This window comes from Nostoc sp. DedVER02, assembly GCF_034530675.2.
Taxonomy (GTDB): Bacteria; Cyanobacteriota; Cyanobacteriia; order Cyanobacteriales; family Nostocaceae; genus Nostoc.
In genome coordinates this window covers 1-23,949 of the sequence record NZ_JAVRCP020000026.1, presented here as the reverse complement: position 1 = coordinate 23,949, position 23,949 = coordinate 1, and the positions used below count along the sequence as shown (strand labels likewise).

At 40.8% G+C, this 23,949-nt stretch carries 21 protein-coding genes and 1 pseudogene; 12 read left to right on the top strand and 10 right to left on the bottom strand.

Annotated elements, in window-relative coordinates; translation table 11 throughout:
• Window positions 1-95: 95 nt before the first annotated feature.
• Complete coding sequence (locus tag RMZ41_RS22590) at window positions 96-1,178, bottom strand: cytochrome c oxidase subunit II (RefSeq protein WP_322643940.1); 1,083 nt, start codon at window positions 1,176-1,178, stop codon at window positions 96-98.
• Between the two features lie 404 nt (window positions 1,179-1,582).
• Here RMZ41_RS22590 and RMZ41_RS22585 point away from each other — a divergent pair, with 404 nt between their 5' ends.
• The 4 genes from RMZ41_RS22585 to RMZ41_RS22570 all read left to right on the top strand — a co-directional run bounded on the left by RMZ41_RS22585 (window position 1,583) and on the right by RMZ41_RS22570 (window position 4,326).
• Window positions 1,583-2,497: a heme A synthase gene (locus tag RMZ41_RS22585; RefSeq protein ID WP_322643941.1), complete on the top strand. Its 915-nt coding sequence runs from the start codon at window positions 1,583-1,585 to the stop codon at window positions 2,495-2,497.
• 269 nt (window positions 2,498-2,766) lie between these two features.
• Window positions 2,767-3,720, top strand: a complete 954-nt coding sequence (locus RMZ41_RS22580) for a heme o synthase (protein ID WP_322643942.1) — start codon at window positions 2,767-2,769, stop codon at window positions 3,718-3,720.
• Window positions 3,721-3,865: 145 nt separating this feature from the next.
• The gene (locus RMZ41_RS22575) at window positions 3,866-4,108 is read left to right on the top strand and encodes a type II toxin-antitoxin system HicB family antitoxin (protein WP_322643943.1); all 243 of its coding nucleotides are present in this window, start codon (window positions 3,866-3,868) and stop codon (window positions 4,106-4,108) included.
• The gene (locus RMZ41_RS22570; protein WP_251957958.1) at window positions 4,108-4,326 is read left to right on the top strand and encodes a type II toxin-antitoxin system HicA family toxin; all 219 of its coding nucleotides are present in this window, start codon (window positions 4,108-4,110) and stop codon (window positions 4,324-4,326) included. The genes RMZ41_RS22575 and RMZ41_RS22570 overlap by 1 nt, the downstream gene beginning before the upstream one ends.
• A 62-nt stretch (window positions 4,327-4,388) precedes the next feature.
• Here RMZ41_RS22570 and RMZ41_RS22565 read toward each other — a convergent pair whose 3' ends face one another.
• From RMZ41_RS22565 to RMZ41_RS22555, 3 genes and pseudogenes are all read right to left on the bottom strand, one after another.
• Complete coding sequence (locus RMZ41_RS22565; protein WP_322643944.1) at window positions 4,389-4,571, bottom strand: 2-oxoisovalerate dehydrogenase E1 subunit beta; 183 nt, start codon at window positions 4,569-4,571, stop codon at window positions 4,389-4,391.
• A gap of 27 nt (window positions 4,572-4,598) precedes the next feature.
• Entirely contained in the window at window positions 4,599-5,465 is an 867-nt protein-coding gene (locus tag RMZ41_RS22560) for a GUN4 domain-containing protein (protein WP_322643945.1), read from the bottom strand.
• 115 nt (window positions 5,466-5,580) lie between these two features.
• Window positions 5,581-6,207: pseudogene (locus RMZ41_RS22555) on the bottom strand (protein kinase domain-containing protein); the annotation flags it as partial.
• A 192-nt stretch (window positions 6,208-6,399) separates the two neighbouring features.
• Here RMZ41_RS22555 and RMZ41_RS22550 point away from each other — a divergent pair.
• The 3 genes from RMZ41_RS22550 (at window position 6,400) to dhaL (ending at window position 9,546) form a co-directional block, all read left to right on the top strand.
• Window positions 6,400-7,275 carry an MBL fold metallo-hydrolase gene (locus RMZ41_RS22550; RefSeq protein ID WP_322643946.1) on the top strand — a complete coding sequence of 292 codons (876 nt, stop codon included), beginning with the start codon at window positions 6,400-6,402 and terminating at the stop codon, window positions 7,273-7,275.
• A gap of 539 nt (window positions 7,276-7,814) precedes the next feature.
• Entirely contained in the window at window positions 7,815-8,888 is a 1,074-nt protein-coding gene (dhaK, locus tag RMZ41_RS22545; protein ID WP_322643947.1) for a dihydroxyacetone kinase subunit DhaK, read from the top strand.
• Between the two features lie 16 nt (window positions 8,889-8,904).
• The gene (gene dhaL / locus RMZ41_RS22540) at window positions 8,905-9,546 is read left to right on the top strand and encodes a dihydroxyacetone kinase subunit DhaL (RefSeq protein WP_322643948.1); all 642 of its coding nucleotides are present in this window, start codon (window positions 8,905-8,907) and stop codon (window positions 9,544-9,546) included.
• A gap of 11 nt (window positions 9,547-9,557) precedes the next feature.
• On the opposite strand, the gene RMZ41_RS22535 is transcribed toward dhaL, so the two are convergent.
• The gene (locus tag RMZ41_RS22535; protein WP_322643949.1) at window positions 9,558-11,918 is read right to left on the bottom strand and encodes a CHASE2 domain-containing serine/threonine-protein kinase; all 2,361 of its coding nucleotides are present in this window, start codon (window positions 11,916-11,918) and stop codon (window positions 9,558-9,560) included.
• A gap of 742 nt (window positions 11,919-12,660) precedes the next feature.
• Between RMZ41_RS22535 and RMZ41_RS22530 the strand changes: the two genes are divergently transcribed.
• The 4 genes from RMZ41_RS22530 to RMZ41_RS22515 all read left to right on the top strand — a co-directional run bounded on the left by RMZ41_RS22530 (window position 12,661) and on the right by RMZ41_RS22515 (window position 16,232).
• Complete coding sequence (locus RMZ41_RS22530; protein ID WP_041565194.1) at window positions 12,661-13,182, top strand: NYN domain-containing protein; 522 nt, start codon at window positions 12,661-12,663, stop codon at window positions 13,180-13,182.
• 97 nt (window positions 13,183-13,279) lie between these two features.
• On the top strand, window positions 13,280-14,884 hold the full coding sequence (locus RMZ41_RS22525; protein ID WP_322643950.1) for a 2-isopropylmalate synthase: 1,605 nt from the start codon (window positions 13,280-13,282) through the stop codon (window positions 14,882-14,884).
• A gap of 111 nt (window positions 14,885-14,995) precedes the next feature.
• Entirely contained in the window at window positions 14,996-15,475 is a 480-nt protein-coding gene (locus RMZ41_RS22520) for a GNAT family N-acetyltransferase (RefSeq protein WP_322643951.1), read from the top strand.
• A gap of 493 nt (window positions 15,476-15,968) precedes the next feature.
• The gene (locus RMZ41_RS22515) at window positions 15,969-16,232 is read left to right on the top strand and encodes a hypothetical protein (protein ID WP_322643952.1); all 264 of its coding nucleotides are present in this window, start codon (window positions 15,969-15,971) and stop codon (window positions 16,230-16,232) included.
• A 140-nt stretch (window positions 16,233-16,372) separates the two neighbouring features.
• Here RMZ41_RS22515 and ggt read toward each other — a convergent pair whose 3' ends face one another.
• The 5 genes from ggt to RMZ41_RS22490 form a co-directional block, all read right to left on the bottom strand.
• Entirely contained in the window at window positions 16,373-18,172 is a 1,800-nt protein-coding gene (ggt, locus tag RMZ41_RS22510) for a gamma-glutamyltransferase (protein ID WP_409875803.1), read from the bottom strand.
• A 360-nt stretch (window positions 18,173-18,532) separates the two neighbouring features.
• Entirely contained in the window at window positions 18,533-18,901 is a 369-nt protein-coding gene (locus RMZ41_RS22505; RefSeq protein WP_322643954.1) for a pentapeptide repeat-containing protein, read from the bottom strand.
• A gap of 207 nt (window positions 18,902-19,108) precedes the next feature.
• A complete protein-coding gene (locus RMZ41_RS22500) occupies window positions 19,109-19,639 on the bottom strand; it encodes a hypothetical protein (RefSeq protein WP_322643955.1) in 531 nt (176 codons plus the stop codon).
• 631 nt (window positions 19,640-20,270) lie between these two features.
• On the bottom strand, window positions 20,271-20,852 hold the full coding sequence (locus RMZ41_RS22495; protein WP_322643956.1) for a hypothetical protein: 582 nt from the start codon (window positions 20,850-20,852) through the stop codon (window positions 20,271-20,273).
• A gap of 202 nt (window positions 20,853-21,054) precedes the next feature.
• The gene (locus RMZ41_RS22490) at window positions 21,055-22,404 is read right to left on the bottom strand and encodes an OB-fold nucleic acid binding domain-containing protein (RefSeq protein WP_322643957.1); all 1,350 of its coding nucleotides are present in this window, start codon (window positions 22,402-22,404) and stop codon (window positions 21,055-21,057) included.
• 417 nt (window positions 22,405-22,821) lie between these two features.
• On the opposite strand from RMZ41_RS22490, the gene RMZ41_RS22485 reads away from it, so the two are divergent.
• Entirely contained in the window at window positions 22,822-23,757 is a 936-nt protein-coding gene (locus RMZ41_RS22485; protein WP_409875801.1) for an SGNH/GDSL hydrolase family protein, read from the top strand.
• Window positions 23,758-23,949: the final 192 nt, after the last annotated feature.

Sequence of the window (23,949 nt, the reverse complement as noted above, 5' to 3'; positions counted from 1 at the left end):
GTTATCTTTTGTCATTTATCCTTTGTTCAGTTGTCATTTGTCATTTGTCATTTATTTAGACGAATGACTAATGACTAATGACCAATGACCAATGACTAATGGTGAACTTGATGGAGGATTTCTGGCTTAATTCCCATTTCCTTGGTGTAAGGAGCAAGAAATTCATTTGGGGATAGATTCGCAGGATTAACAGCAACGGCTTGATTGAGTGTTTCTTTGCTAGCAACTAGCTGTTCTTGAACCCATTTGTCAAATGCTTCTTCTGGCTCAACGACTATTGGCGCTCTCATTGCACCGTGGTAGGGGCCACAAAGTTCAGCACAGATCAGGGTGTAATCTCCTGCTGTTTTGGGAGTAAAGCGAATCTCGCTTTGTCTACCTGGGATCGCGTCTTGTTTCAGGCGGAACTCTGGAACCCAAAAGGCATGGATGACATCGTTGGCTGTCATATTAATTTGCACTTCTCGCCCGATGGGGACGTGCATTTCACCTGTAGTTATACCAGTTTCAGGATAGGTAAAAATCCAGGCATATTGTAAACCAGTAACGTTGACCTGTAATTCTGCTGGTTTGCCTGCTTTTTCAGGAGTTCCCCCAATTGTTGGAGCAACACTACCTACACCTGGAGCATTCCGCAGTTGGGGGATTTGATCGGCATTACGAACTTCTGCCGTAGCTGGGTCTTGCATTGCCTCATCAGATTTTTCTTGATTGAGGTTGGGTTCGGTGCTAGGAGGAGTATCGCTTAAAGTTGCGGCCATAGCACTACCAGGCATTGCCATTGATTCCTGATTCATCGGCGCTTGATGTATAGCATGGGGATCAAAGCCACCGATTTCGTTGTAAACATCAAAGCTGTAAACAGAAATGCCGATAACGATAATTGCAGGGATCGCCGTCCAGAGAATTTCTAGAGGTATATTGCCCTCAACTGGCGGGCCGTCTTCATTGTCACCTGCACGCCGACGGTATTTAAATGCAGAGTAAATTAAAATACCTTCAACTAACAGGAATATACCTGTAGAAACGATCATCATCGCGTTGAACAGACCATCCACCAATACGGCTTCATCTGAGGCTGCTGCTGGCAACAGACCGTGATTTTGACCGTACCAAAGGCTGACTAGCGTTAGCACGATGCCAATGAGTAATGTCCAGATTGAACTTGGAATCTTCACGGCTTACTTAATTGAATTTACTACGTTATCTTAAACCTGTTCACTTACTAAGGTAGTCTAGGCTGAAAGGTATAAAGTCTAAAGGTCTGAAATTTTTATTAATTTTTTTAACTATTTTACTAATTTTGGGTACAAGGTGACTATCAGATATTCCCAAAACTAGATGTAAACCAGTGGAAAAATTTAAGGAAAAATTTAGGATGTTTAAATTAATTGTGATTAATCAATTTTTCACATCTTGAAAAATACCTAAAGCTTCAGGCAAAACCTTTCTGGAGTGATTCAAAGTATAAGTGAGTGCTAATCTATAAACCCTTAACCTATACGCTAGGGTGAAGATAGGACACTAAAAGAAAATTGAAAATTTTAAGAGAGCCACCAAGAGCGGGCAGAAGGTATCATTCATGAGCGAATTTGTCCTACAACAACAAAATGAAGCGGCGCTTCAGCAGCAAAAGCCCAAGGAAATGATTCGTCGCTTGGTGTGGAAAATATGCATAGCCACCTTAATTTTGATGGCAATAGGCAGTGCCACCCGCGTGATGAATGCTGGACTTGCTTGCCCAGACTGGCCTTTGTGCTATGGCGAACTTGTGCCAGCCAAGCAAATGAACCTCCAAGTGTTTTTGGAGTGGTTTCACAGATTGGATGCAGCTTTAATAGGTTTAAGCGCGATCGCACTCTTCGGCTTATCCTGGTGGCATCGTCGTGTCTTACCCAGATGGCTGCCTTGGGCATCCACATTCGCCCTGTTTTTAATCGTCTTCCAAGGCATCTTGGGAGGACTCACCGTTACCGAACTGTTGCGGTTTGATATCGTTACCGCTCATTTAGGAACGGCGCTGTTATTCTTTAGCACCCTGCTGATTATCGGCACGGCACTGACACCCTATCAGGGCAATGGAACCGTTGGGAAGTTGCCTTGGGTAGGTTTAACTGCTGCTGTTCTGGTTTACCTACAAAGTCTCTTGGGTGCTTTGGTAGGCTCTCGCTGGGCGCTACACCAATGCCTCGGCGGTTCTCAACTTTGTACTGTAATGTACAGCCATATTGCTGGTTTGGTGCCGCCAACGGTGACAACCTTGGCAATAGTATTTATCTGTTGGCGTACACCAGCGCTACATCCAGCCTTGCGGCGACTGGCAAATATAGCTGGTGGGTTGTTGACCTTACAAATTTTGTTGGGATTCGCCACTTTCAAATTACATCTCCAAGTCGAGCCTCTTACTGTCTCTCACCAAGCTATAGGAGCAGCTTTGCTGGGTACTTTGGTGGTTTTCACAGTTCTTGCAATGCGTGATTCTGTTAGTGCTGAATAGGGAATTGGGAATGGGGAATTGGGAATGGGGAATTGGGTATGAAGAAGAGACAAGGTAGACAAGGGAGAGACTTATTCAATAATTCCCCCTTGCCCCCTGCCCCCCTGTTCTCCCCATTCTCCACTAAATGATGAAGGAAGCAACGGCGAGTATTGCGATCTACGCAGGTGGAGAAAATCTGTGTTTTCGTTTGTCTGAAAGAGCCAGTTTGAGCCAGGCTGTATAGCTGTATATAAGTTTTTGTTGAAAAATAAGGAACCAGAGCCAAAATGATTGAGACTAATGTCTCTCGCCACCACCAAACATTTTTCCAGGTAGTTCAAAGTTATTACCAGCTAACGAAGCCTCGGATTATTCCGTTGCTTTTGATTACCACGGCTGGGAGTATGTGGATTGCTGCTAAGGGAGAAGTTGATCCATTGCTGTTGCTAGTAACTCTCACTGGTGGCACAATGGCTGCTGCAAGTGCCCAGACAATTAACTGTATCTATGACCGGGATATTGATTATGATATGGAGCGGACACGCCACCGTCCGATGCCTTCCGGTAAGGTTCAGCCACGCGATGCTCTAATTTTTGCGATCGCACTAGCAACGCTTTCTTTTACACTCCTAGCAGTATTTGCCAATTTGTTAGCTGCCTCGCTAGCTTTCTCTGGCATCGTCTTTTATATTTTGATCTATACCCATTGGCTAAAACGCCACACTACCCAAAATATCGTCATTGGTGGGGCTGCTGGAGCAATTCCGGCATTAGTGGGTTGGGCTGCTGTCACAGGCACTTTAAACTGGTCAGCATGGTTAATTTTTGGCATCGTCTTTTTGTGGACACCACCTCATTTCTGGGCTTTAGCTCTAATGATTCGGGATGATTACGCAAAGGTCGGGATACCAATGCTACCTGTAATTGAAGGTGATACGGCAACAGTGCGGCAGATTTGGTATTATACGCTGCTAACTGTAATTGCAACCGTGTTATTGGTTTATCCCTTGGGCGCGAGTGGAATTCTTTATGCTGCGATCGCCCTAAGTCTGGGAGGATTATTTATCCACAAATCTTGGCGCTTATTGCAAAATCCAGAGGATCGCGCTGTGGCTAAAGAGTTGTTTCTCTATTCCATTTCCTACATGATGCTGTTGTGTCTGGGGATGGTCGTGGATAGTCTTCCTGTTACCCATAATCTAATTAGTGCGGTAATTAATCATCTGCATTTTATTGGTTAGGGGATGGAAAATTTAGCGATCGCGTTTGGTAAAGGAACGCGATCGCATTTTCGGAAATTTAAAAAATATACATAATAATTAGAGTTTGGCGGATTTGCGATTAAAAATAAAATTTCATTTGTAACCAAATTGATTAAAAAGTTGAATGTTGACAAATTACATTCGTACAGCAATGCACAAAGCAACTTATGAGTTGCTTGAGGATGGAACTTTCTATGGCGAAATTCTAGAATGTCAAGGTGTGTGGGCAAACGCTACAACACTAGAAGCTTGCCGGGAGGATTTGCAAGATACTCTTGAAGGATGGATTGTACTAGGATTGCGTTTAGGTCATACTCTACCAATACTTAATGGTGTTGACCTGAATCTTACCAAAGAGGTCGCCTAATGCCACCCTTTGGATCAATTAATCGGCGGGATCTGATTCGTTATCTGAAAGATGCAGGTTTTGATGGGCCTTACCCAGGTGGTAAGCATCAATACATGGTAAAAGATGAATTAAAGCTGACAATTCCCAATCCACATCAGGGAGACATTAGCCCAAGCTTACTAAATAGAATATTACGTCAAGCTAATATTAGCAGGGATGAGTGGGAAGCGTTATAAATTATATGCGCGATCGCATCTCTAAAACAGAAAATCCAAAACTTAAAAATTTGAATACCTTATTATTTAAGTAAGATTCTTCTGGGACGGTTTTGTTCATTAGGAAAATGGCAATGAACCGCATCACGGATCATTTTTCGTAGTGTTTCTATATCGTCAGCCTGAGTAAAAATTGACTCGGTTAAAGCTCTAGCTGTATAACCACCATCTGGATCATCTTCTATGATAAATATAATTTCAGTCATAGCTTATCCTTCTATAAATACTAGATTTTAAAGTCCATACTCTTCGCAGCGTAGTAAAATAAAACTCACTACTAATGTCATCCCACTAATCCTAAAACATGGTAAATGACCTTTTGGAGCTTTTATAGAGAAGATAAGATCATCAAACCATACAGTAGGTATTTCTTCAAATAAATCTATAAAAAACAATAATTTTTGCCTTCTCATTTTAGAACTTAACCATCCTACTTCAGAGCTAAAACGACACCAAGCTTCCCAATCTGGCTCCTTGCTTCCTCCCATATTTTGCCAAATTTGTTTTTGTATACTTAAACCAAAATTTCCATTGCTATATTTCTCCCATAGACTGTTAATAGTGCGAAGGTCTTGACAAGAAAATTTTTTTACATCTTCCAAATAGAGTGAACCTTGTTTTTCTCTACCTGATATCTTAAGCAAAATATCAAAAGTTTTTTCATTAGCATCTTTCCATCTACCAGATACTAATAAATCATTAAGTCTGCTGTAATCTCTTGTCAATCCTGATGTTATACAAGGGTTAAGATTAGAGGCTATAACTTTTTTAGAGTTAGATAAAACTTGTTTATGAGGCTTTGATAATACTGCTGATTTTGCAGCAATTTGATTTTGTTTATTGTTGAGAGCTGCTAGCACTTCATCTGTAGATTGATAACGTTCCTTCACATAATCCTGAATTAACTTATCTAAAACTTTCCCAAAATCAGGAGTAATGCTTCTACCTTTTGGTAAATATTTTCTCCAAATCCAGCAACCCCTGAGCGCATCATAAAGTTCATCATAAGCATCCGCTTTTGGAAAACATTGGGTTAATAGCCGAATACAAGTTACACCCAAACTATAAAGGTCGCTTGCAGGAAAAACTTGACCACGCATTTGCTCTAATGGGGTATATCCCAATACGGTTCAGTTAAGGGCTATTGGTAAAAAATTTTTGGTTTTTGAGACGCGATAAATCGCCATCTCTACAAGTGCTTTGGTTTTATCTGAACTGTATTGGGGTATATCCAGGCGTTCCTACTGTTGTACCAACACCTACAAAAGTTTTTGTAATTTGTTTAGAAACACCAAAATCAATTAATATTAACTTCCCATCCAGACGGCGCATGATATTTTCTGGTTTAATGTCTCGATGAATTACACCGCGTTCATGGATAAATTTCAGGATAGGTAATAAATCAGTTAAAAGCTGTTTGATCTTTTCTTCGCTAAAGGCTCCCTGCTGTTGCAATTCTTGTAATAAATTCTGTCCCTCAATCAACTCTTGTACTAAATAAAGCCGCTTATCCTGTTCAAAATAAGCAATCAGACGCGGAATTTGCGGGTGTTCCCCCAAGTCATACAGTCGCTTCGCCTCTTGCTTAAATAACTCTGTTGCTTTCTCAAGTGCATTCGTTCCTTGAACTTGCGGGACAAATTGCTTAATTACACAAGGTTCATCTATCTTATCTGCATCCCTGGCTTCATAAGTTCTGCTAAATCCACCCTCGCCCAAAAGTCGTATTACTCGGAAACGATTTCTAAATAATGGTGTGAGTGTTTGTCCACACTTAATGCAAAACTTGTTGTCATCAGGGTTAAAAGGATTTGAACAACTAGAATTAGAACAGTAAAGCATATTTGGAAATATATCAGCAGATAGTGTCTATGTTCAGTTTTCCCATTTTCTGCTGACTTGGTTTTACGACTCTCTATTTTTAACTAGATTTACTTCTAGTGGCATCTACAATCTCAACTCACTTTTGCTAGCGTAGTGATATAGAGTTTATCGCTCCCCAGTATGCGGCTGGAAGCAAAAGGATTAATTAATATGGCTCATTTAAATCAGCGTCGCTCCCAAAATGTCAACGGCGATTTTTATGTAGATACTACCTGTATTGATTGTGATACCTGTCGCTGGATGGCTCCTGAAGTATTTTATGATGTTGATGACCAATCGGCTGTTTATCATCAACCAACCAATGAAACAGAAAGATTAGCCGCACTGCAAGCGCTTTTAGCTTGTCCTACCAGTTCCATTGGCACGGTTGAAAAGCCAAAAGATATCAAAGCTGTTCAAGAAAGTTTTCCAATACTAGTAACGGAAAATATTTACCACTGCGGCTATCATTCTGAAAAATCTTACGGTGCTGCTAGCTATTTAATTCAACTTCCAGAAGGTAATATTTTAGTGGATTCTCCCCGGTTTACGCCGCCTTTAGTTAAGCGTTTAGAAGAACTGGGGCCAATTCGTTATATGTATTTAACTCATAAGGATGATGTGGCAGATCATCAAAAATTTGCCGAGCATTTTCAGTGCGATCGCATCCTTCATGCTGATGATATTACTGCGGATACTCGCAATGTAGAAATCCAGCTAACTGGTTCTGAACCATTTACCTTGACTCCAGATTTATTAATTATCCCAGTTCCCGGTCACACCAAAGGGCAAACTGTTCTACTTTATAAAAATCAGTTCCTCTTCACTGGCGATCATCTGGCTTGGTCAGAAAGCTTCCACCAACTAGCTGCATTCCAAAATGCCTGCTGGTATTCTTGGTCAGAACAGACTAAATCGATGCGTAACTTGGCTAATTACTCTTTTGAGTGGGTGCTACCGGGTCATGGACGAAGGTTTCATGCTGATAAGGAAACCATGCACCAGCAGATGCACAAGTGTATTGAATTGATGGAATCTTTGGATTGACCAAATAATTCAAATTTATTTGGTTATATGGCAAGACTTAAGAAAAATCTAACTCCCTAACCCCTTTCCCGATGCCGGAAGGGGGAACATTTAAAGTCTCTCCTTTAAAGCTACGGTGTACACACAAGTGCTTTCGTTCAGAACACGAGTGCATTCATTCAAAACACGAGTGCATTTGTTCAGAACACAAGGGCTTTCGTTCAGAACACGAGGACTTTTGTTCAGAACACGAGGACTTTCATTCAGAACACAAGGGCTTTCGTTCAGAACACAAGGGCTTTCGTTCAGAACACGAGGACTTTCGTTCAAAACACGAGGACTTTCGTTCAGAACACAAGTTTTTTTTGAGCTTTTAAGGGAATGAAACAGCTTTGCTTTTTAAGAGATTAAAAGTCTGTGGAGCCACTCCACTCTAAAAGACTTGTGTGTACACCGTAGCTTTTAAGGAGAGAGATTTAGAGAGAGGTCAAACTTTATTGCATACAAACCAGCGATCGCTATAACCTGGGTTTTAGCACCCTTTTACCCAGACACGGATTATGAAAAAGCTGATCAACAAGCCGGAAGACTTTGTGCGAGAAAATCTAGAAGGTATGGCGGCGGCTCATTCCGATTTAATTAAACTGAACTACGATCCTGCTTTTGTCTATCGAGCCGATGCACCTATACGGGGTAAAGTAGCAATTATTTCTGGTGGTGGCAGTGGACATGAACCTATGCACGCTGGCTTCGTCGGCAAAGGAATGCTTGATGCAGCTTGCCCTGGTGAGGTCTTCACTTCCCCTACTCCTGACCAAATGCTAGAAGCAGCAAAGCTTGTAGATGGAGGCTCTGGTATTCTTTATATCGTCAAAAATTATAGTGGCGATGTGATGAACTTTGAAATGGCAACGGAGTTAGCCCGTAGTGAGGGAATCCGATCGCTAAATATTTTAATTGATGACGATGTAGCAGTGAAGGATAGCCTCTATACTCAAGGGCGGCGGGGTGTAGGAACAACAATACTAGCGGAAAAAATTTGTGGCGCGGCGGCTGAAGCTGGGTATGATTTGCCACAAATAGCAAATTTATGTCGCCGAGTAAATCTGAATGGGCGGAGTATGGGAATTGCTCTAACATCTTGTACAGTCCCCGCTAATGGAACGCCGACATTTGAATTGAGCGATCGCCAAATTGAATTAGGTATCGGTATTCACGGTGAGCCAGGAACGGAACGCACAACTATAAAATCAGTAGATGAGATTACCGAAATTTTGACGCGATCGCTAATTGACGATCCAGCATACAGCCGCACACTGCGCGAGTGGGATGAAGATAAAGGAGAATGGGTAGATGTGGAACTAACAAGTTTACCATTTGCCAAAGGCGATCGCTTATTAGCTTTCGTTAATAGTATGGGTGGAACCCCGATTTCTGAACTGTATATTGTTTATCGCAAACTCGCCCAAATCTGCGAACAGCAAGGATTGCAAATTGTGCGAAACTTAATCGGCCCTTACGTTACATCTCTAGAAATGCAAGGTTGTTCCATTACCCTACTGAAATTAGATGATGAAACGATCCGGTTATGGGATGCACCAGTAAAAACAGCAAGTTGGCGCTGGGGAATTTAACTAATTACAAATTATTATGGTAACTCAAGCGCAGATATTACAATGGTTGCAGGCTTATGCAACCGAGATAGAGCAGAATAAAACTTATTTGACAGAATTAGATGCTGCGATCGGAGATGCTGACCACGGCATAAATATGGATCGTGGCTTCAAAAAGGTAAGCGTTCAGTTACCAACTTTTGCAGACAAGGATATCGGCAACATTCTCAAAACTGTGAGTATGACGTTGATTTCTTCTATTGGCGGTGCAAGTGGCCCTCTTTATGGCACTTGGTTTTTACGAGCCAGTACAGTAGTAGTAGATAAGCAAGAATTAACAGCCCAAGATGTGTTAAAGCTACTTCAAGCAGGTTTAGACGGAGTGCTGCAACGTGGTAAAGCGCAACTAAAAGACAAAACAATGGTGGATGTGCTATCTCCGGCTGTAGCGGCTTTTGGGCAGGCTGTAGGGGAAAGTAAGGGAACACTGGAAGCTATGCAACAAGCTGTAGTAGCAGCCCAAAGGGGGTTGCAAGAAACTATACCGATGCAGGCGAAAAAAGGACGGGCTAGTTATCTGGGCGAGAGGAGTGTTGGACATCAAGATCCGGGAGGAACTTCTGCTTATTTGATGTTAAAAAGTTTGTTAGATGTGTTAGAAAATTCTGAGGAATTTTGAGTTGAAATTTCTCAAGGAGTTTCTGAGGATGCTTCTGAGCAAGATTTTGTCGGAGTGTTTAATTGGTCTGAAGTATTTATTAAGGAGTCATCCCCTAACATGGGGTATTTGCTTTGAGAATTTAAAATATCGTCAAAAACTTTCAGATCCTCAAGAACCTCTGATGCAGACTGATATCGCTGTTTGAAATCCTCCAGCACCATTTTACTGAGAATTTTAGCTAGGGAATGGCTTACTTGAGAGCGTAGTTTACCGCCGTAGGCATCGCCCCATTTTATCTCTCCATAACCATCTCTATCTAGCTCACGGGGCGCTACACCAGTCAAGGCTTTAATCCCAACCATACCCACTGCATAGATGTCACTACTATAGTGGGGACGGCCAAAACATTGTTCGCTTGGTGCGTAACCCTGAGTACCAATGCCAATAGTAAAGGGAGTTGCGTCTTGAATCTCAAGCTGTTTGGTACTAACTTCTTTGACGGCTCCAAAGTCAATTAATACTAGTTTTCCGTCTGAGTGTCGCCGGATGATATTACTAGGCTTAATATCCCGGTGAATCACATTGTTGTGATGAACAAATGTTAATGTTTGCAATAAGTCTCTGACAATTTTGATCGCGGCAATTTCATCAATTGCTCTACCTGGTGGCAATTCCTGATTTAAAGGATGACCAATTATCTGTTCTTGCACTAGATAAAATTCTTCATCTTGTTCAAAATACGCTAAAAGTTGAGGAATTTGAGCGTGTGTTCCCAATTTCTCTAGGGTTTGCGCCTCTGAGTGAAATAAACGTCTGGCAAGTTGCAAGGCTTCTGGTTTGGTGCTGGCTGGTTTTAGTTGCTTGAGAACACATAGAGGATTTCCAGGACGTTGGGTATCTTCAGCAACATAAGTTTCACTGAATCCACCAGAACCGAGAACTTTAACTATTTTGTAGCGTTGAGCCAGGATTTTCCCAGATAAGGCTAAATCTCGTTGCTGGATTAGGTCTTGCAAGTCATCTTGTTGACTGATAATCTCTTGAACGATAGGAGAAGTTTTATACTTTTGAAAAATGTCTACTAATTGGCGTTTTCTAATACTTTCTCTGACTAATGAGGTTCCCAGGTAGGAAAATCCGATCGTTGCGATCGCAATCATTGGTACGGTAGTAGGAAAAACTAACCGACCATAGACAAATAACCCATAGCTAATTCCTACCCAAGCACCAGACAAGGCAAGGCTATATAAAAATCTATTGATACTACGTTTGCGTCTGCTAATCATCAAGGCTGCACTGCCAACTAGAATTAGCACAAACAAACCCCGCAATGGTGCTGTGTTAATTCCTGGGGCGATCGCTTTCCCTGTCATCAAAGTTGCGATCGCATTGGCGTGAATTTCTACGCCCGACATGGGTTTAGCGCTGTTGCTAACAGCGACTGGATAATAATCATTATTTAACTTATCTGTTGCACCAATTAGCACAATCTTGTCTTTGAAGACCTTTCCCTGCTGTAAATAGGTGTTCCAGTTTTCTGGGTCGAGTACGTGCCAAAAGGGTATTTGCTCAAATGTACCCGCAGGCCCCCAAAAATAAATGCGATCGCCCTTTGGTCGGGGATAATTTACTTGTGCTATCCTAAGCGCTGCTTCATCAAAGGAGGGTAGCTTCTCAATTAAATTATCTTCAGTGAATAATTTAGAATACTCACTCGCCAATCGATGAATTTTCCCATCTTCTTCTAAGGGGAAATTAACTGAACCAATGGACACTGACCCAGTACGAAACATCTCTTGTGGGTCTGTCAGCTGCGTAAAATCCCCTTGGTGTGTCTGGGAATTTTCGTAGACGGCTGCTAAGGTAACTTTACTGCCATATTTTTGCAATACTGCCTGAAATTGGCGATCGTCGGCAACTCCATAACTGCTTGGCGTATCAAAAATGACATCTACTGCTACAGAGCGGACACCTGCTTTGACTAATTTTGTAATTATCTGGGCATAAGCAGCACGTTTATAAGGATAAGATTTCAGTGTTTCTAGGTAGGCATACTGTTTTGGATTTGTTTTATAGTACTGTTCGGGAACTGATATTGACTGATCATCTATTGCTAAAATTACGATGTCTTCTGGAGGCACAATCGGGCCACGCAGTTGAAAAAAGCCAGAAAGCGCCTTATTTTCGATCAACTGAACCGATTGCTCGCCAGAAGCGCTTAGGATTACTGCACCCATTACCCAAGCCCCAGCGAGGAGATGACCTAAACGAATCATCCACTTAGACTGGCGAGCCGATGCTGTCGAGGTTACTTTTGTCGGTTTACTTGAGTGTCTATTGGCAGCAGAGACATAGTTTTTAGTTAAGGTAGATGTAGGTTCTTCTGCCATGTCGTGTTACTGATTGATTTAAGTCCAACACTTTTATTTATTCAGACCACGTTTTAATACAAGCACATTGAAATAAGACTTAAATGACAATCTTATACATTTGTAAAGTATCTTTTATTCATCAACAAACTTTTATTGGCAGAGCTAGCCCCCAAGAGATTCTTACTCAGGTACTGCCTAACTTATTCTTTTTCTGTTAAGTGAGTTACAACTAGTGATTGTCTCACAGATCGCAGCCGGATCTACTTCGCCTCTGCAATTGATTGTGACGATATTTTACCCTAACCTAAGCAACAGGTATGCTCTTAAGTGGGTGTTTTACCAAAAGCTGTCCCAAGGTAGTCTTCTGTCTTTGGCGTAATATTGGTACTCTTTACAAAGCATATCCTGATACTGAAAGCTATACCTTTAGATAGGCATAAACTTATATCGTAGCCTAAGCTTATGCCATACCTCTTTAGGAGTAAACTTTAATGTTATACAGCGATAAATCCTGTTAGTGGTTAAATTTTATTGGTAGATTTTGATTCCGATGGTAGCTCTTACAGTTCTGGAGGTGAATAAGGTTTAGCGCCTAGCATCTCAACTCCAATGTTACATCCGTTTTTATGCCTTGAAAGAGGTAGGATAAAAGCTATAGATAAAGAGCTACTTTGTAGATATTAGCAAACTTGCTATTTGAAAATTGCTATAATCTATTGTTCCATCTAAATTCATTTATATTTATTAGGTGTAAATTTGTATGGGTTCTCCAATGAATCGTCTGTCTATTTTTGTAGACGGAAACAATATGTTCTATGCTCAACAAAAAAATGGGTGGTTTTTTGACCCACGGCGAGTCTTAGAATACTTTAAACATGAGCAATCAGAAACAACATTAATTAATGCATTCTGGTACACTGGCTTAAAAGACCCACAAGATCAGCGAGGTTTTAGAGATGCTCTAATTAGTCTAGGATATACAGTTAGAACTAAAATTCTTAAAGAATATTATGATGATACGTCTGGTCGTTACTCGCAAAAAGCGAATTTAGATATTGAAATTGTTGTAGATATGTTTAATACAGTAGACCAGTATGACCGAGTAGTATTATTCAGTGGCGATGGAGATTTTGAAAGAGCAATCGAACTATTACGCTCAAAAAATACACATATTACGGTAGTATCAACAGAAGGAATGATTGCTAGAGAGCTACGGAATGCTACTGATAGATATATAGATTTAAATGATATCAGAGATCAAATAGAAAAAACCGAAGGTTAGTAGTAGCCTTACAATTATTTACAAAGGTAAGAGTAAAAGAAAAACTAAGGTTGAAGATATATTGAGCCGTAAGTAAAAATTAAACAAGAAACCGCAAATGACAAACAAAACAGATCGAATCATCATTTTTGATACTACACTGCGAGATGGAGAGCAGTGTCCGGGAGCGACACTAAATATCGATGAAAAGCTAGTTATTGCCAAGCAACTAGCACGTCTGGGTGTAGATATAATTGAGGCGGGCTTTGCCTTTGCCAGTCCCGGAGATTTTGAAGCCGTCAGCAAGATTGCCGAAGTTGTAGGGACAGAAAATGGCCCGGTAATTTGCAGTTTGGCAAGAGCAATTAAAGCAGATATTGAAGCAGCCGCAGAAGCATTAAAACCAGCAGTTAATGGCAGAATTCACACATTTATTTCGACTTCTGATATTCATTTAGAGTATCAGTTACGGAAGTCACGGGCAGAAGTCCTAGCGATCGCCGAAGAAATGGTCGCTTATGCCAAGTCCTTTATGACAGATGTGGAATTTTCGCCGATGGATGCGGCTCGTTCCGATCCAGAATTTCTATATCAAGTGTTAGAAAGAGCGATCGCAGCTGGTGCAACAACAGTTAATATTCCCGATACAGTTGGTTACACCACCCCAAGCGAATTTGGGGCAATAATTAAGGGCATTATCGAAAATGTCCCTAACATCGACCAAGCGATTATTTCCGTTCACGGCCACAATGATTTAGGCTTGGCAGTTGCTAACTTCTTAGAAGCCGTAAAAAATGGTGCGCGGCAACTAGAATGTACCATCAATGGCATTGGCGAACGCGCCGGTAATGCATCCTTAGAAGAATTAGTGATGGCGCTACACGTGCGGCGGCAATATTTTAACCCTTATCTCGGCAGACCAGAAGAATCTCAAGAATCGCTGACAAATATCGACACCCGACAAATTTACAAAACCTCACGCTTAGTTTCTAATTTGACGGGAATGTTAGTACAACCAAATAAAGCGATCGTTGGGGCTAATGCTTTTGCCCATGAGTCTGGAATTCACCAAGATGGTGTATTAAAGAACAAACTCACTTATGAAATTATGGATGCCCAATTGATTGGCTTGACAGACAATCAAATCGTTTTGGGCAAACATTCAGGGAGGAATGCTTTCCGCACCCGCTTAAAAGAATTGGGTTTTGAACTGTCAGATAGTGAGTTAAATAAAGCCTTCGTTAGATTCAAAGAAGTAGCAGATAAAAAGAAAGATATTTCTGATTGGGATTTGGAAGCGATCGTTAACGATGAAATCCAACAAGCACCCGATTTGTTCCGGGTAGAGTTGGTGCAAGTTTCCTGTGGTAGCAATGCCAAACCCACCGCTACAGTCACCCTCCGCACTCCAGAAGGTGAAGAATTAACCGACGCTGCGATCGGTACTGGGCCAGTAGATGCAGTTTACAAAGCCATCAATCGAGTGGTGAATGTGCCCAATGAGTTGATTGAGTTTTCTGTGCAGTCAGTAACAGCCGGTATTGATGCCATTGGAGAAGTGACGATTCGTTTGCGTTATGAATCTAAGGTGTTTTCTGGTCATGCAGCGAATACAGATATCATCGTGGCATCCGCGCAAGCTTATGTAAATGCGCTGAATAGACTTTATTCTGCATTGCAAACTCAAGAAAAACCAGAGCAAGTATCTGCACAGAAAGTCTGATATCCTAATCCATCATCAAAGTACCGCACCTTGTTTTTAGCTCATGCTAAAAAACTCCTCCTCAAAATTGGGGAGGAGTTATGCGTGATTACGAAAATTTGTTAGAAAATTATGCTGACAGAAAAACATATAGCCATCAGAGAAGCCGCTATTAAAGAAGACTTACTGATTGGAAAACACTTTTACCAAATGTGGCTAGATATTGGTGTTGATGAGAGTAATATCCATCTTGATTGGCAGAATATTACTCTCAAATTTATAGAAGAAGCGCGTCAGGATTTGTTTTACAAGGCTTTTATTGCAGAGGTTGATAATATAATTGTGGGTTCTGTAAGTTGCCAACTTTTTGCAGGTTTATACCCGAATATTCTCAAAAATGAATACCGCAAATTTGGATATATTTGGGGCGTTTACGTTGAACAATCTTACCGCAGACAAGGTATTGCCAAAAAACTAACTAATAGAGCAATTGAATATTTAAAAGAGATAGGTTGCACACGAGTGATTCTTAACGCCTCACCATTGGGTAAACCAGTTTACTCCAGTCTTGGTTTCTCTGAAGGTAATGTAATGGAATTAGATTTGATTTAATAACAGTAATTTTTTGCTTTATAGGCATGTGTAATAAACTTACACTATCCAAAACTAACTTACTGCAACCAGCATAGTGTGGACTTCTGAATGCACACACTGTTGCTCTTTTCGTTTATAAAGCGAGTTTCATAAAGATATTAGTATGATGTGGTGTCCGGTTAAATAATTGCCATTGCGAACTTTCCACTCGCAATGACACATCACAAATAATACCAATTTGAAAAAACAATGCAGCAAATAGCCATTTGTAGAGACGCGATTCATCGCGTCTTGATTCATCGCGTTTTAACTTGACCCTGAAAACAGTAGTTATTGTTACACACGATCGCCAAAAACGCGGATAACATTAGAAAAATCTCACCCTATATACATTAAGGTGAGGCAAAGCTGTTTATCTTTACGTCCAAAAATAGCCCACAAGGGTGAGAAATTACTTGACAAAAGTCTGATATTATGCGTTAGTTGTTAGCTAAAAGCAAAGGAGTTTGCAATGCATCGACAAATGTGCTGGTTATCTAAGTCTGGTGGTGACGGAGAGAAAATTCTGTATTTGCAGACAGAACCCAATCAGCCTTGGCGGCCCTACACGGCTTTTGGACATTTCACAGTCCCAGATTATCAAATACCAGGTGGTTCTAAAGGTTGGGCAACTTACCAAAAACTTCTCAAAGCAGGTTGGACACTAGTACCTAGCGCACGAGCAAATGAGTTTGGTACTAGTAGCTACGCAGAATCAACAACTCAAAATCAATAGTTATTGGTCATTTGTCATTGGTCATTGGTCATTGGTCATTTGTCATTTGTCATTTGTCATTGGTCATTGGTCATTTATCATTTGTCATTGGTCATTGGTCATTTGTCATTGGGCATTGGGCATTGCAGTCTCTTACTCGCTTATAAACCTCTAGGGGAACCTTCACCGCGAGGATCTGCCGCGCCTTCTAGAGTTCCATCGGATGTAACAGCGATCGCGTTACCATTACCCCAAGGAGTAGTTTCTTTAATTTTATGCCCCCGACGGCATAAGTCTTGCACAGTCAAAGCATCCAAACCCCAGGATTCTACGCGCAACTCATCTGGAAGCCATTGATGATGTATGCGTGGAACAGAAACAGCTGCGCCAACATCCATGTTATATTCCAGCACATTCAGGATGACTTGCAAAACCTGGGTGATGATGGTGCTACCACCGGGCGCACCGGCAGCCATCCGAAAATGACCATTTTCTGTGACAATTGTGGGAGTCATGCTGGATAAGGGAGTCTTACGAGGTGCAATGCTGTTGGCATCGTTACCAACCAAACCAAAGGCATTAGGCACTCCTGGCGCAGCAGCAAAATCATCCATCTCATTGTTGAGGACAATTCCAGTGCCTGGTGTAACTACACCAGCACCAAAACTCAGGTTAATTGTGAAAGTCAGACTTACGGCGTTGCGTTCTGCATCCACAACAGTAAGATGAGTTGTTTCAGGAGATTCATGGCGCGTCGTGTGCAGTTTAACAGACTGATGAGATAACGGAATGGTATTTTGTTCTAAACTCTGATTATCAGCTTGACTAAAACGTTGTAGTGTCTTTCTATCTACTGGCTTGACCTCGGTCGAAGGTCTAGCCATTTGCATATTAATTTCTTGACGGCGTTGTTTGGCGTAAGCTGGACTGAGCAGTTCTTGTACAGGAACTTTGACAAAATCAGGATCGCCTAAATATTCTGAGCGATCGCTGTAAGCAATCTTCATTGCCTCTACCATTAAGTGGATAGCGTCTGGATGATGCCATCCTAAAGATTTTAAATCAGTGTCACCAATAATATTTAAAATCTGCAATAGATGAACCCCTCCTGATGATGGGGGTGGCATTGAGCAAATTTTAGCTTTACGGAAATTCCCACAAACGGGAGTCCGCCAGATTGGTTTGTAGGTTTTCAGGTCTTCGAGAGTAATTAAACCACCATTTTTTACCATATCAGAAGCGATCGCCTGAGCAATACTTCCGGTGTAAAAACTTTCGGGATTTTCGGCAATTGTTGTTAAGGTGCGTGCCAAATCGCTTTGCACCAGTTTCTCCCCTGGTTTATAAAATTCGCCGTTGCGAGTGAAAATTGCCCGCAGTGCTGGATTTTTGATCAGTGCTTGCTTGTAGGATTGGTTTGTTTGCAGAGAACGCCAAGTTGCGACATCGCCCAGAATAAAGCCATCTTTAGCAAGTGCGATCGCAGGTTTCATCACCTCTTGCCAAGAAAGCTTACCATAGCGACGATGCACTTCATAAAGCCCCGCCACCGTTCCTGGTGTTGCTACTGCTAAATAACCACTAATACTTGCATTGGGACGCACCTTTCCTTGTGCGTCTAAATACATATTTTTTGTAGCTTTTAGGGGGGCGCGTTCGCGGAAATCTAGCGCTTTCATATCGCCAGTTTTCTCAGAGTGCATCAGCAAAAATCCGCCGCCGCCGATTCCGGCTGAAAAAGGTTCAACTACAGAGATTGCAAAAGTTGTGGCTACGGCTGCATCTACTGCGTTACCACCTTTGCGTAACATTAAAATCCCCGCCTCACTTGCTAAAGGATTGGCTGAAACCACCATTCCCTTTTTGCTGCGTAGGGGTAAAGTTATGGCGGCTGATGCTACTTGAGTGTAAAGTAACAGACTGAAAGAAAAGATTGCGATAGCTACGCCCGCCGAGGGCATCGCAATCTGCTTTGATTTAGCAACAGTAAGCATTTTTATGCCATTTTGTTTGATATTTATTAGCCTACCGTTAAGGTGTGTATTTAACGAACAGAATTCAGCAGTCAGGAGCCAGAATTCAGAATTTAATTCTGTGCGAGTGGCGGATAGTGTAGCGTAAAGCCTGCGGCCTAGCTTCCCTTAGAGCGAGTCTTGCCCACGGCACGCTGCGCGAACGAGCGTCTGAATGAACGAGTTTAAGTCCCCCACTAAATCTCCGATTTAGTGGTGTAATAATCAAGTGGTGGGTCTGAATCCCCCACTCATTAATTCTGAATTCTGACTTCTGAATTCTGACTTCTGAATTCTTCTTCAATACCCTTATACCTTTCGCATATTTTGACTGATGGGGTCAAAACCTCTAGAAAACCTCGTGCTTTCATCGTAGTAAGCGCCAGTTAGATTGGCTCCATACAACTTGGCATAATTAAGTTTGGCTCCCCGAAGATTTGCCTCATTCAGTTTGACACCGCTCAAATTCGCTCTGGTCAAATTTGCTTTAGCTAAGTTAGTTCTACTCAAATCTGCTCCCCAGAGTTTAGCTTTAGCTAGGTTAGCTCCACTCAAGTCAGAACCCCATAAATTGATTCCAGGCAAATAGACTCCAATTAGCCTGTTTCTACTCAAGTTAACGGCTGGGAAATATCTTTCCCCTGCCGCAAAACGCCTTTTTAATTCGTCTGTATTCACGATCGCTACTCAATAATAATCAAATTTCTATCTCTAATATCGATTCTATATGAGGGTGCATAAAGCTGTAGAATTAGCAATATAAAAGATTCTTTTTCAAAGAAACTCTTAATATTCCAATACGCTGAAATTAAAGCTTGATCCTCCCTAACCTTGGTGAAAAGGAGAGAATTAGATCAAGCTTCTAAATACCTCTAAATATTAGATTTACTTGACTGGAATAACTTCAAACTCGAAACTACCGATTAAACGGTCATCAATATAGACCTCTATTCTATACTTGCCAACCGGATCGCCAGGAGCGATCGTCCAAAAATTCTCAATTACACCATTTAAAGCCGATTGTGTGCGCCGTGTTATGGATGTAGTACCGTCTTTTGAGATCGAGAAATCTTCACCGTTATCTGTACCCCAAGTTTCTGGAGGTTTTGGTAAATGTAAAACTTCGCGCCATTTCACTTCACCTTGATAGTCTTTAAGTTTAATCCGCCATCCGTAGATGTTTCCTTCTTGAAGCGGCACTCTTTTTGTGCGGAAAATGGTAACGTTACCTTTGGAGTCAACTCTCTTTAGACCGAACTCGGTGTTGCTAACAGTAATATTTTTCAGACTTGTTGGTGTAGGAAATGGTGTGCTATTTTGTCCTACACCAGAAGTAGCGGCGATCGCCTCAGAAGATATAACCCCAAATATTAGGCAAGAAGAAGCTAGCACAGCAATAGTAGCCCAAATTCTCATTAGTATGGTTTTCCTGTCAGACGTTTGGTACTTATTCCAGTAATCTGACATACTTTCCGGGTCAAAGATACTTATGCTTGGAAAAAGACGAAATTATTTTTACAGATGGTTTTCCTGAATACTAGTGTTGGCGATCGCTATTGAAGTTAACAATTAGATAATTGTTTTACTATAGGATTAATATTTGATTTTTGAACAAAATTACGTATTGTACAGTGGGTTAGAACGGAGTTCATAACGCACTATTATCAAGGGTTTGATGCCGTACTCTCCGCACTCACATCCTACGTATATCAATACTGCTCGGTTAAGATATTCGTAGGTTGGGTTGAGCGGAGCGAAACCCAAACCCTTCAAAATGTTGGGTTTCGTTCCTCAATCAACCTACACATTTTTATTTTTTAGCCAAAACCTACGCAGTATTGCTACGTATATTTTATCCAAATCAAACCGGATTCCTATACATAGAGAAATTCAATTGCAACAAATCAATCGATAGGAAATGTCCAAATTATCAGTTTAGCAATTTCCGCTTGTAATAAATAATTTGGTTTTTTCAAAGAAGTAAAAATTTAAGTTTCAACAAAAATTAAAAACATAAACTGCAAAAAACTCAGTTGCATTCCGAAAACTAATTCGGTTTTTGCACTACTATTTTGCTTACTTCATAAGCTTTTTGACTGGTGTGATAACTTCTTCGCCATTTCTCGAGATGCTCTATAGATATTGATTTAGAGGTGACGTTTACACTACTTCCTCGCCAAGCGACTTCTGCATCTGTTGTGAAAACCCCACACTCTAATTGATCTAGCCTCATATTCCAATATTCGCTAAATCGACCTTTTAAAGTTATAACTTGCTCAAATACCTTGTTTCTGTGTTTATTTCTTCTTTTCCTTTCTGTCGCTCCTGTCGCTTCTGTATCAATAAACTTAGTTTCAATTAAAAACAGGCTCCCTTTAAAAGTCTGATAGACAAAATCACACTTACCTAAATCTGTATAATCTGAAATTGGAGATTTTTCAAATAACAACAATTCGGCGCATGATGGAAACAAATCTTTAATATTCAGAAATAAATAAGCTTGCAATAGAAGTTCCTTGTCATAAGGAAATAAGATCACACCTTCAAAGAACTTTTGAATGTCATCATGAGTTTGGGGCTGAATTTTTTTACAGTATGAAACAAATCTATGTAGTTCGTTGACGATCATCAAGTTCTAACTCCTTCCCCCGGTCGCAGCCTTAAGGCTATTAGCATAAAAAGATACCATTATCTCTAGGAAATCATCATCCGCGTAAGTAACTAAAAAAACGTTTTAAATCTTGAATACTTAAGCCATTTTACTGATGACAGTTCAGTAAAACTAATTTCAAAGCTGCTTTTCAGTATTGGCAGATTTTTAACTTTTGGTGTCAAGTACTAGTCAGCGATTTGATATGAGCAGGAAAACTGGCATTTTGCAAAGCTTGAACAGTTATTCTTGAATCTTGTACGCAAAATTGCCAACCCAAGCGAACAAGTTTCCGAGAATTTTCAGTTTGAATAATTCCAATTACCGGCATTTTTGCCTTTTCTTTATCTACTGAATGCTCTTGCAAAATTGTTTTTAAACGATGTAGTTCTTCCATATTCCCTGCTTGCTGGGGATTTAACTCCACCATGACCATTTGTACTGTTTCTACTGGTTCTGCATCTTCAACAATAAATTGAGTCTGCTCGTCGCGTCGGTCTACTTTTCCCCAAATAATCAATCTGGTGTCAACTTGAAGTAGGGAACTAATACGCTCATAAGTTTTGGGAAAAACTACAGCTTCCGATTGTGTAGTTAGGTCTTCTACTTGCAAAATTGCCATTTGATCGCCTTTTTTAGTAACCACTTTTTTGACGTTATTCAACATCACAACTGCACAAAGCCTGGTTTCTTCCCTTTGCTCTCCCAGTTGCGAAAGATTAATTGGTGTCAAAAGTGGTGTTATTTGCCGTAGCGATTTCAATGGATGATCTGATACATAAAAGCCTAATAATTCTTTCTCCATCTGCAACTTTTTCTGTGGAGGTAAATCTGTCACAGGTTTAGATTTAGGAGCAGTTTCAAAGGCATTAGTTGCTCTTTTATTCTGAGTAGAAGAAAATCCATCGCCTAATAAATCAAAGAGATTTCCTTGACCGCTAGCTCTGTCTTTAGCGCGAGATTGTGCCCAATCATACACTAATTCTGAGTCATTAATTAACTGTTGACGGTTGGATTCAATTTTGTCAAAGGCTCCACAGTAAATCAGCGATTCTAGAGTCCGGCGGTTAACAGCACGTAAATCCACGCGATCGCAAAAATCAGCGAGTGATTTAAATCCTGTCTCATTTCTCGCCTCTAAAATAGAAGCGATCGCATTCTGTCCCACGTTCCGCACTGCCGAAAATCCAAAGAGAATCTTTCCTGCTGTTGGTGTAAAATCAACACCAGAACGATTAATATCTGGTGGATCTATGGAAATACCCATGTTTGTACAGTTAGTAATATATCTTTGTACCTTATCGGTATCGCCACTGTTAGCCGTTAACAGTGCAGCCATGTATTCCAACGGGTAATTAGCTTTTAAATAGGCTGTTTGATAAGTTACATAACCATAGGCAGTGGAATGGGACTTATTGAAACAATTAGAAGCTATGAAGCCATTTTTGATACTAAAATTATGGTCACGTTCAACTCCAATGTCATAGACATTTTGTGTGCCTAAATATTTACGTGTGGCTATTTTTATCATCCTAACTACCCCCGAAAAAATCTTTGAGCAATTTATAAACTGTAGCGATAGTATTACCTGTAATATACAATTATATCACTAGAAAACACTGCTATACTTCTACATAAAAACAGCACAAGCAGCTAAAACATATCAAAATTGTAGTCAACCATTAGATAAACAGTTAATAGCAATATAGCTGATGTTTTTAAAGCTTATAAACATATTCCAATACATCTTAAATCTGCTTATTTTAGATGTTTAAGGAGTAGGGAGTAGGGAGCAGGGGGAGAAGAACTATTAATTATTACTCAAGTCCCAATTCTTAATTCCCAATTCCCAATTCCCAATACGTCAGTTACTATCGTTGAAAAGTAACTCCGTATAAAAGGATGTGGGTAGGTGAAAGAGACGCTAATCGTAATTTTGACGGTGGTTATGGGATTGCTTGTGATAGTCGAGATCGGACTACGATCGCTTTTTGGCTTTGGTAATCCCCTAATTTACATGGGTGATGAGCAGATTGGTTATTTATTGGCTCCTAACCAACGCACGCGTCGTTTTGGTAATCGCATTGAAATTAATGAGTATTCTATGAGAGGTAGTCCGATCAATAAGACACCTACACCTTCTGGACTGCGAGTTTTGCTGTTAGGGGATTCTATTGCTAATGGTGGCTGGTGGACAGATCAAACTAATACAATATCCGCGATGATGATGCGTTCTCTGGCATCACTCACTCATAGTAATTATCAAGAAGTAGAAGTGTTAAATGCTTCAGCTAACTCTTGGGGGCCACGAAACGAGTTAGCTTATTTAGAGAAATTTGGTACTTTCAACGCGCAAGCGGTAGTGTTATTAATTAATACTGATGACTTATTTGCTACCCCTCCTACTTCTTTACCTGTAGGACGCGATCGCAACTATCCCGATAGTAAACCTCCCCTAGCCTTAGTAGAAGTGTGGCAACGTTATATCGCCAAGCAGCAGCCAATTCCCGAAATGAAAGCAGTGCAGAATGAAGCAGGCGATCGCGTGGGGATTAATTTAGAGGCGATCGGTAAAATTCAAGCCTTGACTCGCCAAAGCAACAGTCAATTTTTACTAGTTATGACTCCTTTGCTACGAGAAATTGGTGAACCAGGCCCTCGTGATTACGAAATTAAAGCCCGCCAGCGCTTGAACGACTTTACCAAGACTCAGCAAATTGACTATATAGACTTTTTACCAATATTCAATTCAACTACCAACCCCCAAGCTTTGTATCACGATCATATTCACCTGAATTTGCAAGGGAATAAGTGTGTCAGTGAACTTATGGAGCGATCGCTTTTGCAAAGACTAGGGAACATACCACTTACTCAGAGCTACTAAAATTGTTAATTCTAACCCATAAAAGGTTTGTAGTGAGTGATAATATCATGTTCGCATAATTAGTTATGATTTCCACAGTCATTGCACCCCACCCCTTAATCCCCTCCCCGCTTGCCTACGGTGTACACACAAGTAGTCCTAGAGCGAGTTTCCAGCCAAAAAAGGTAGATTCAAACTGGTACAATCCGCGAA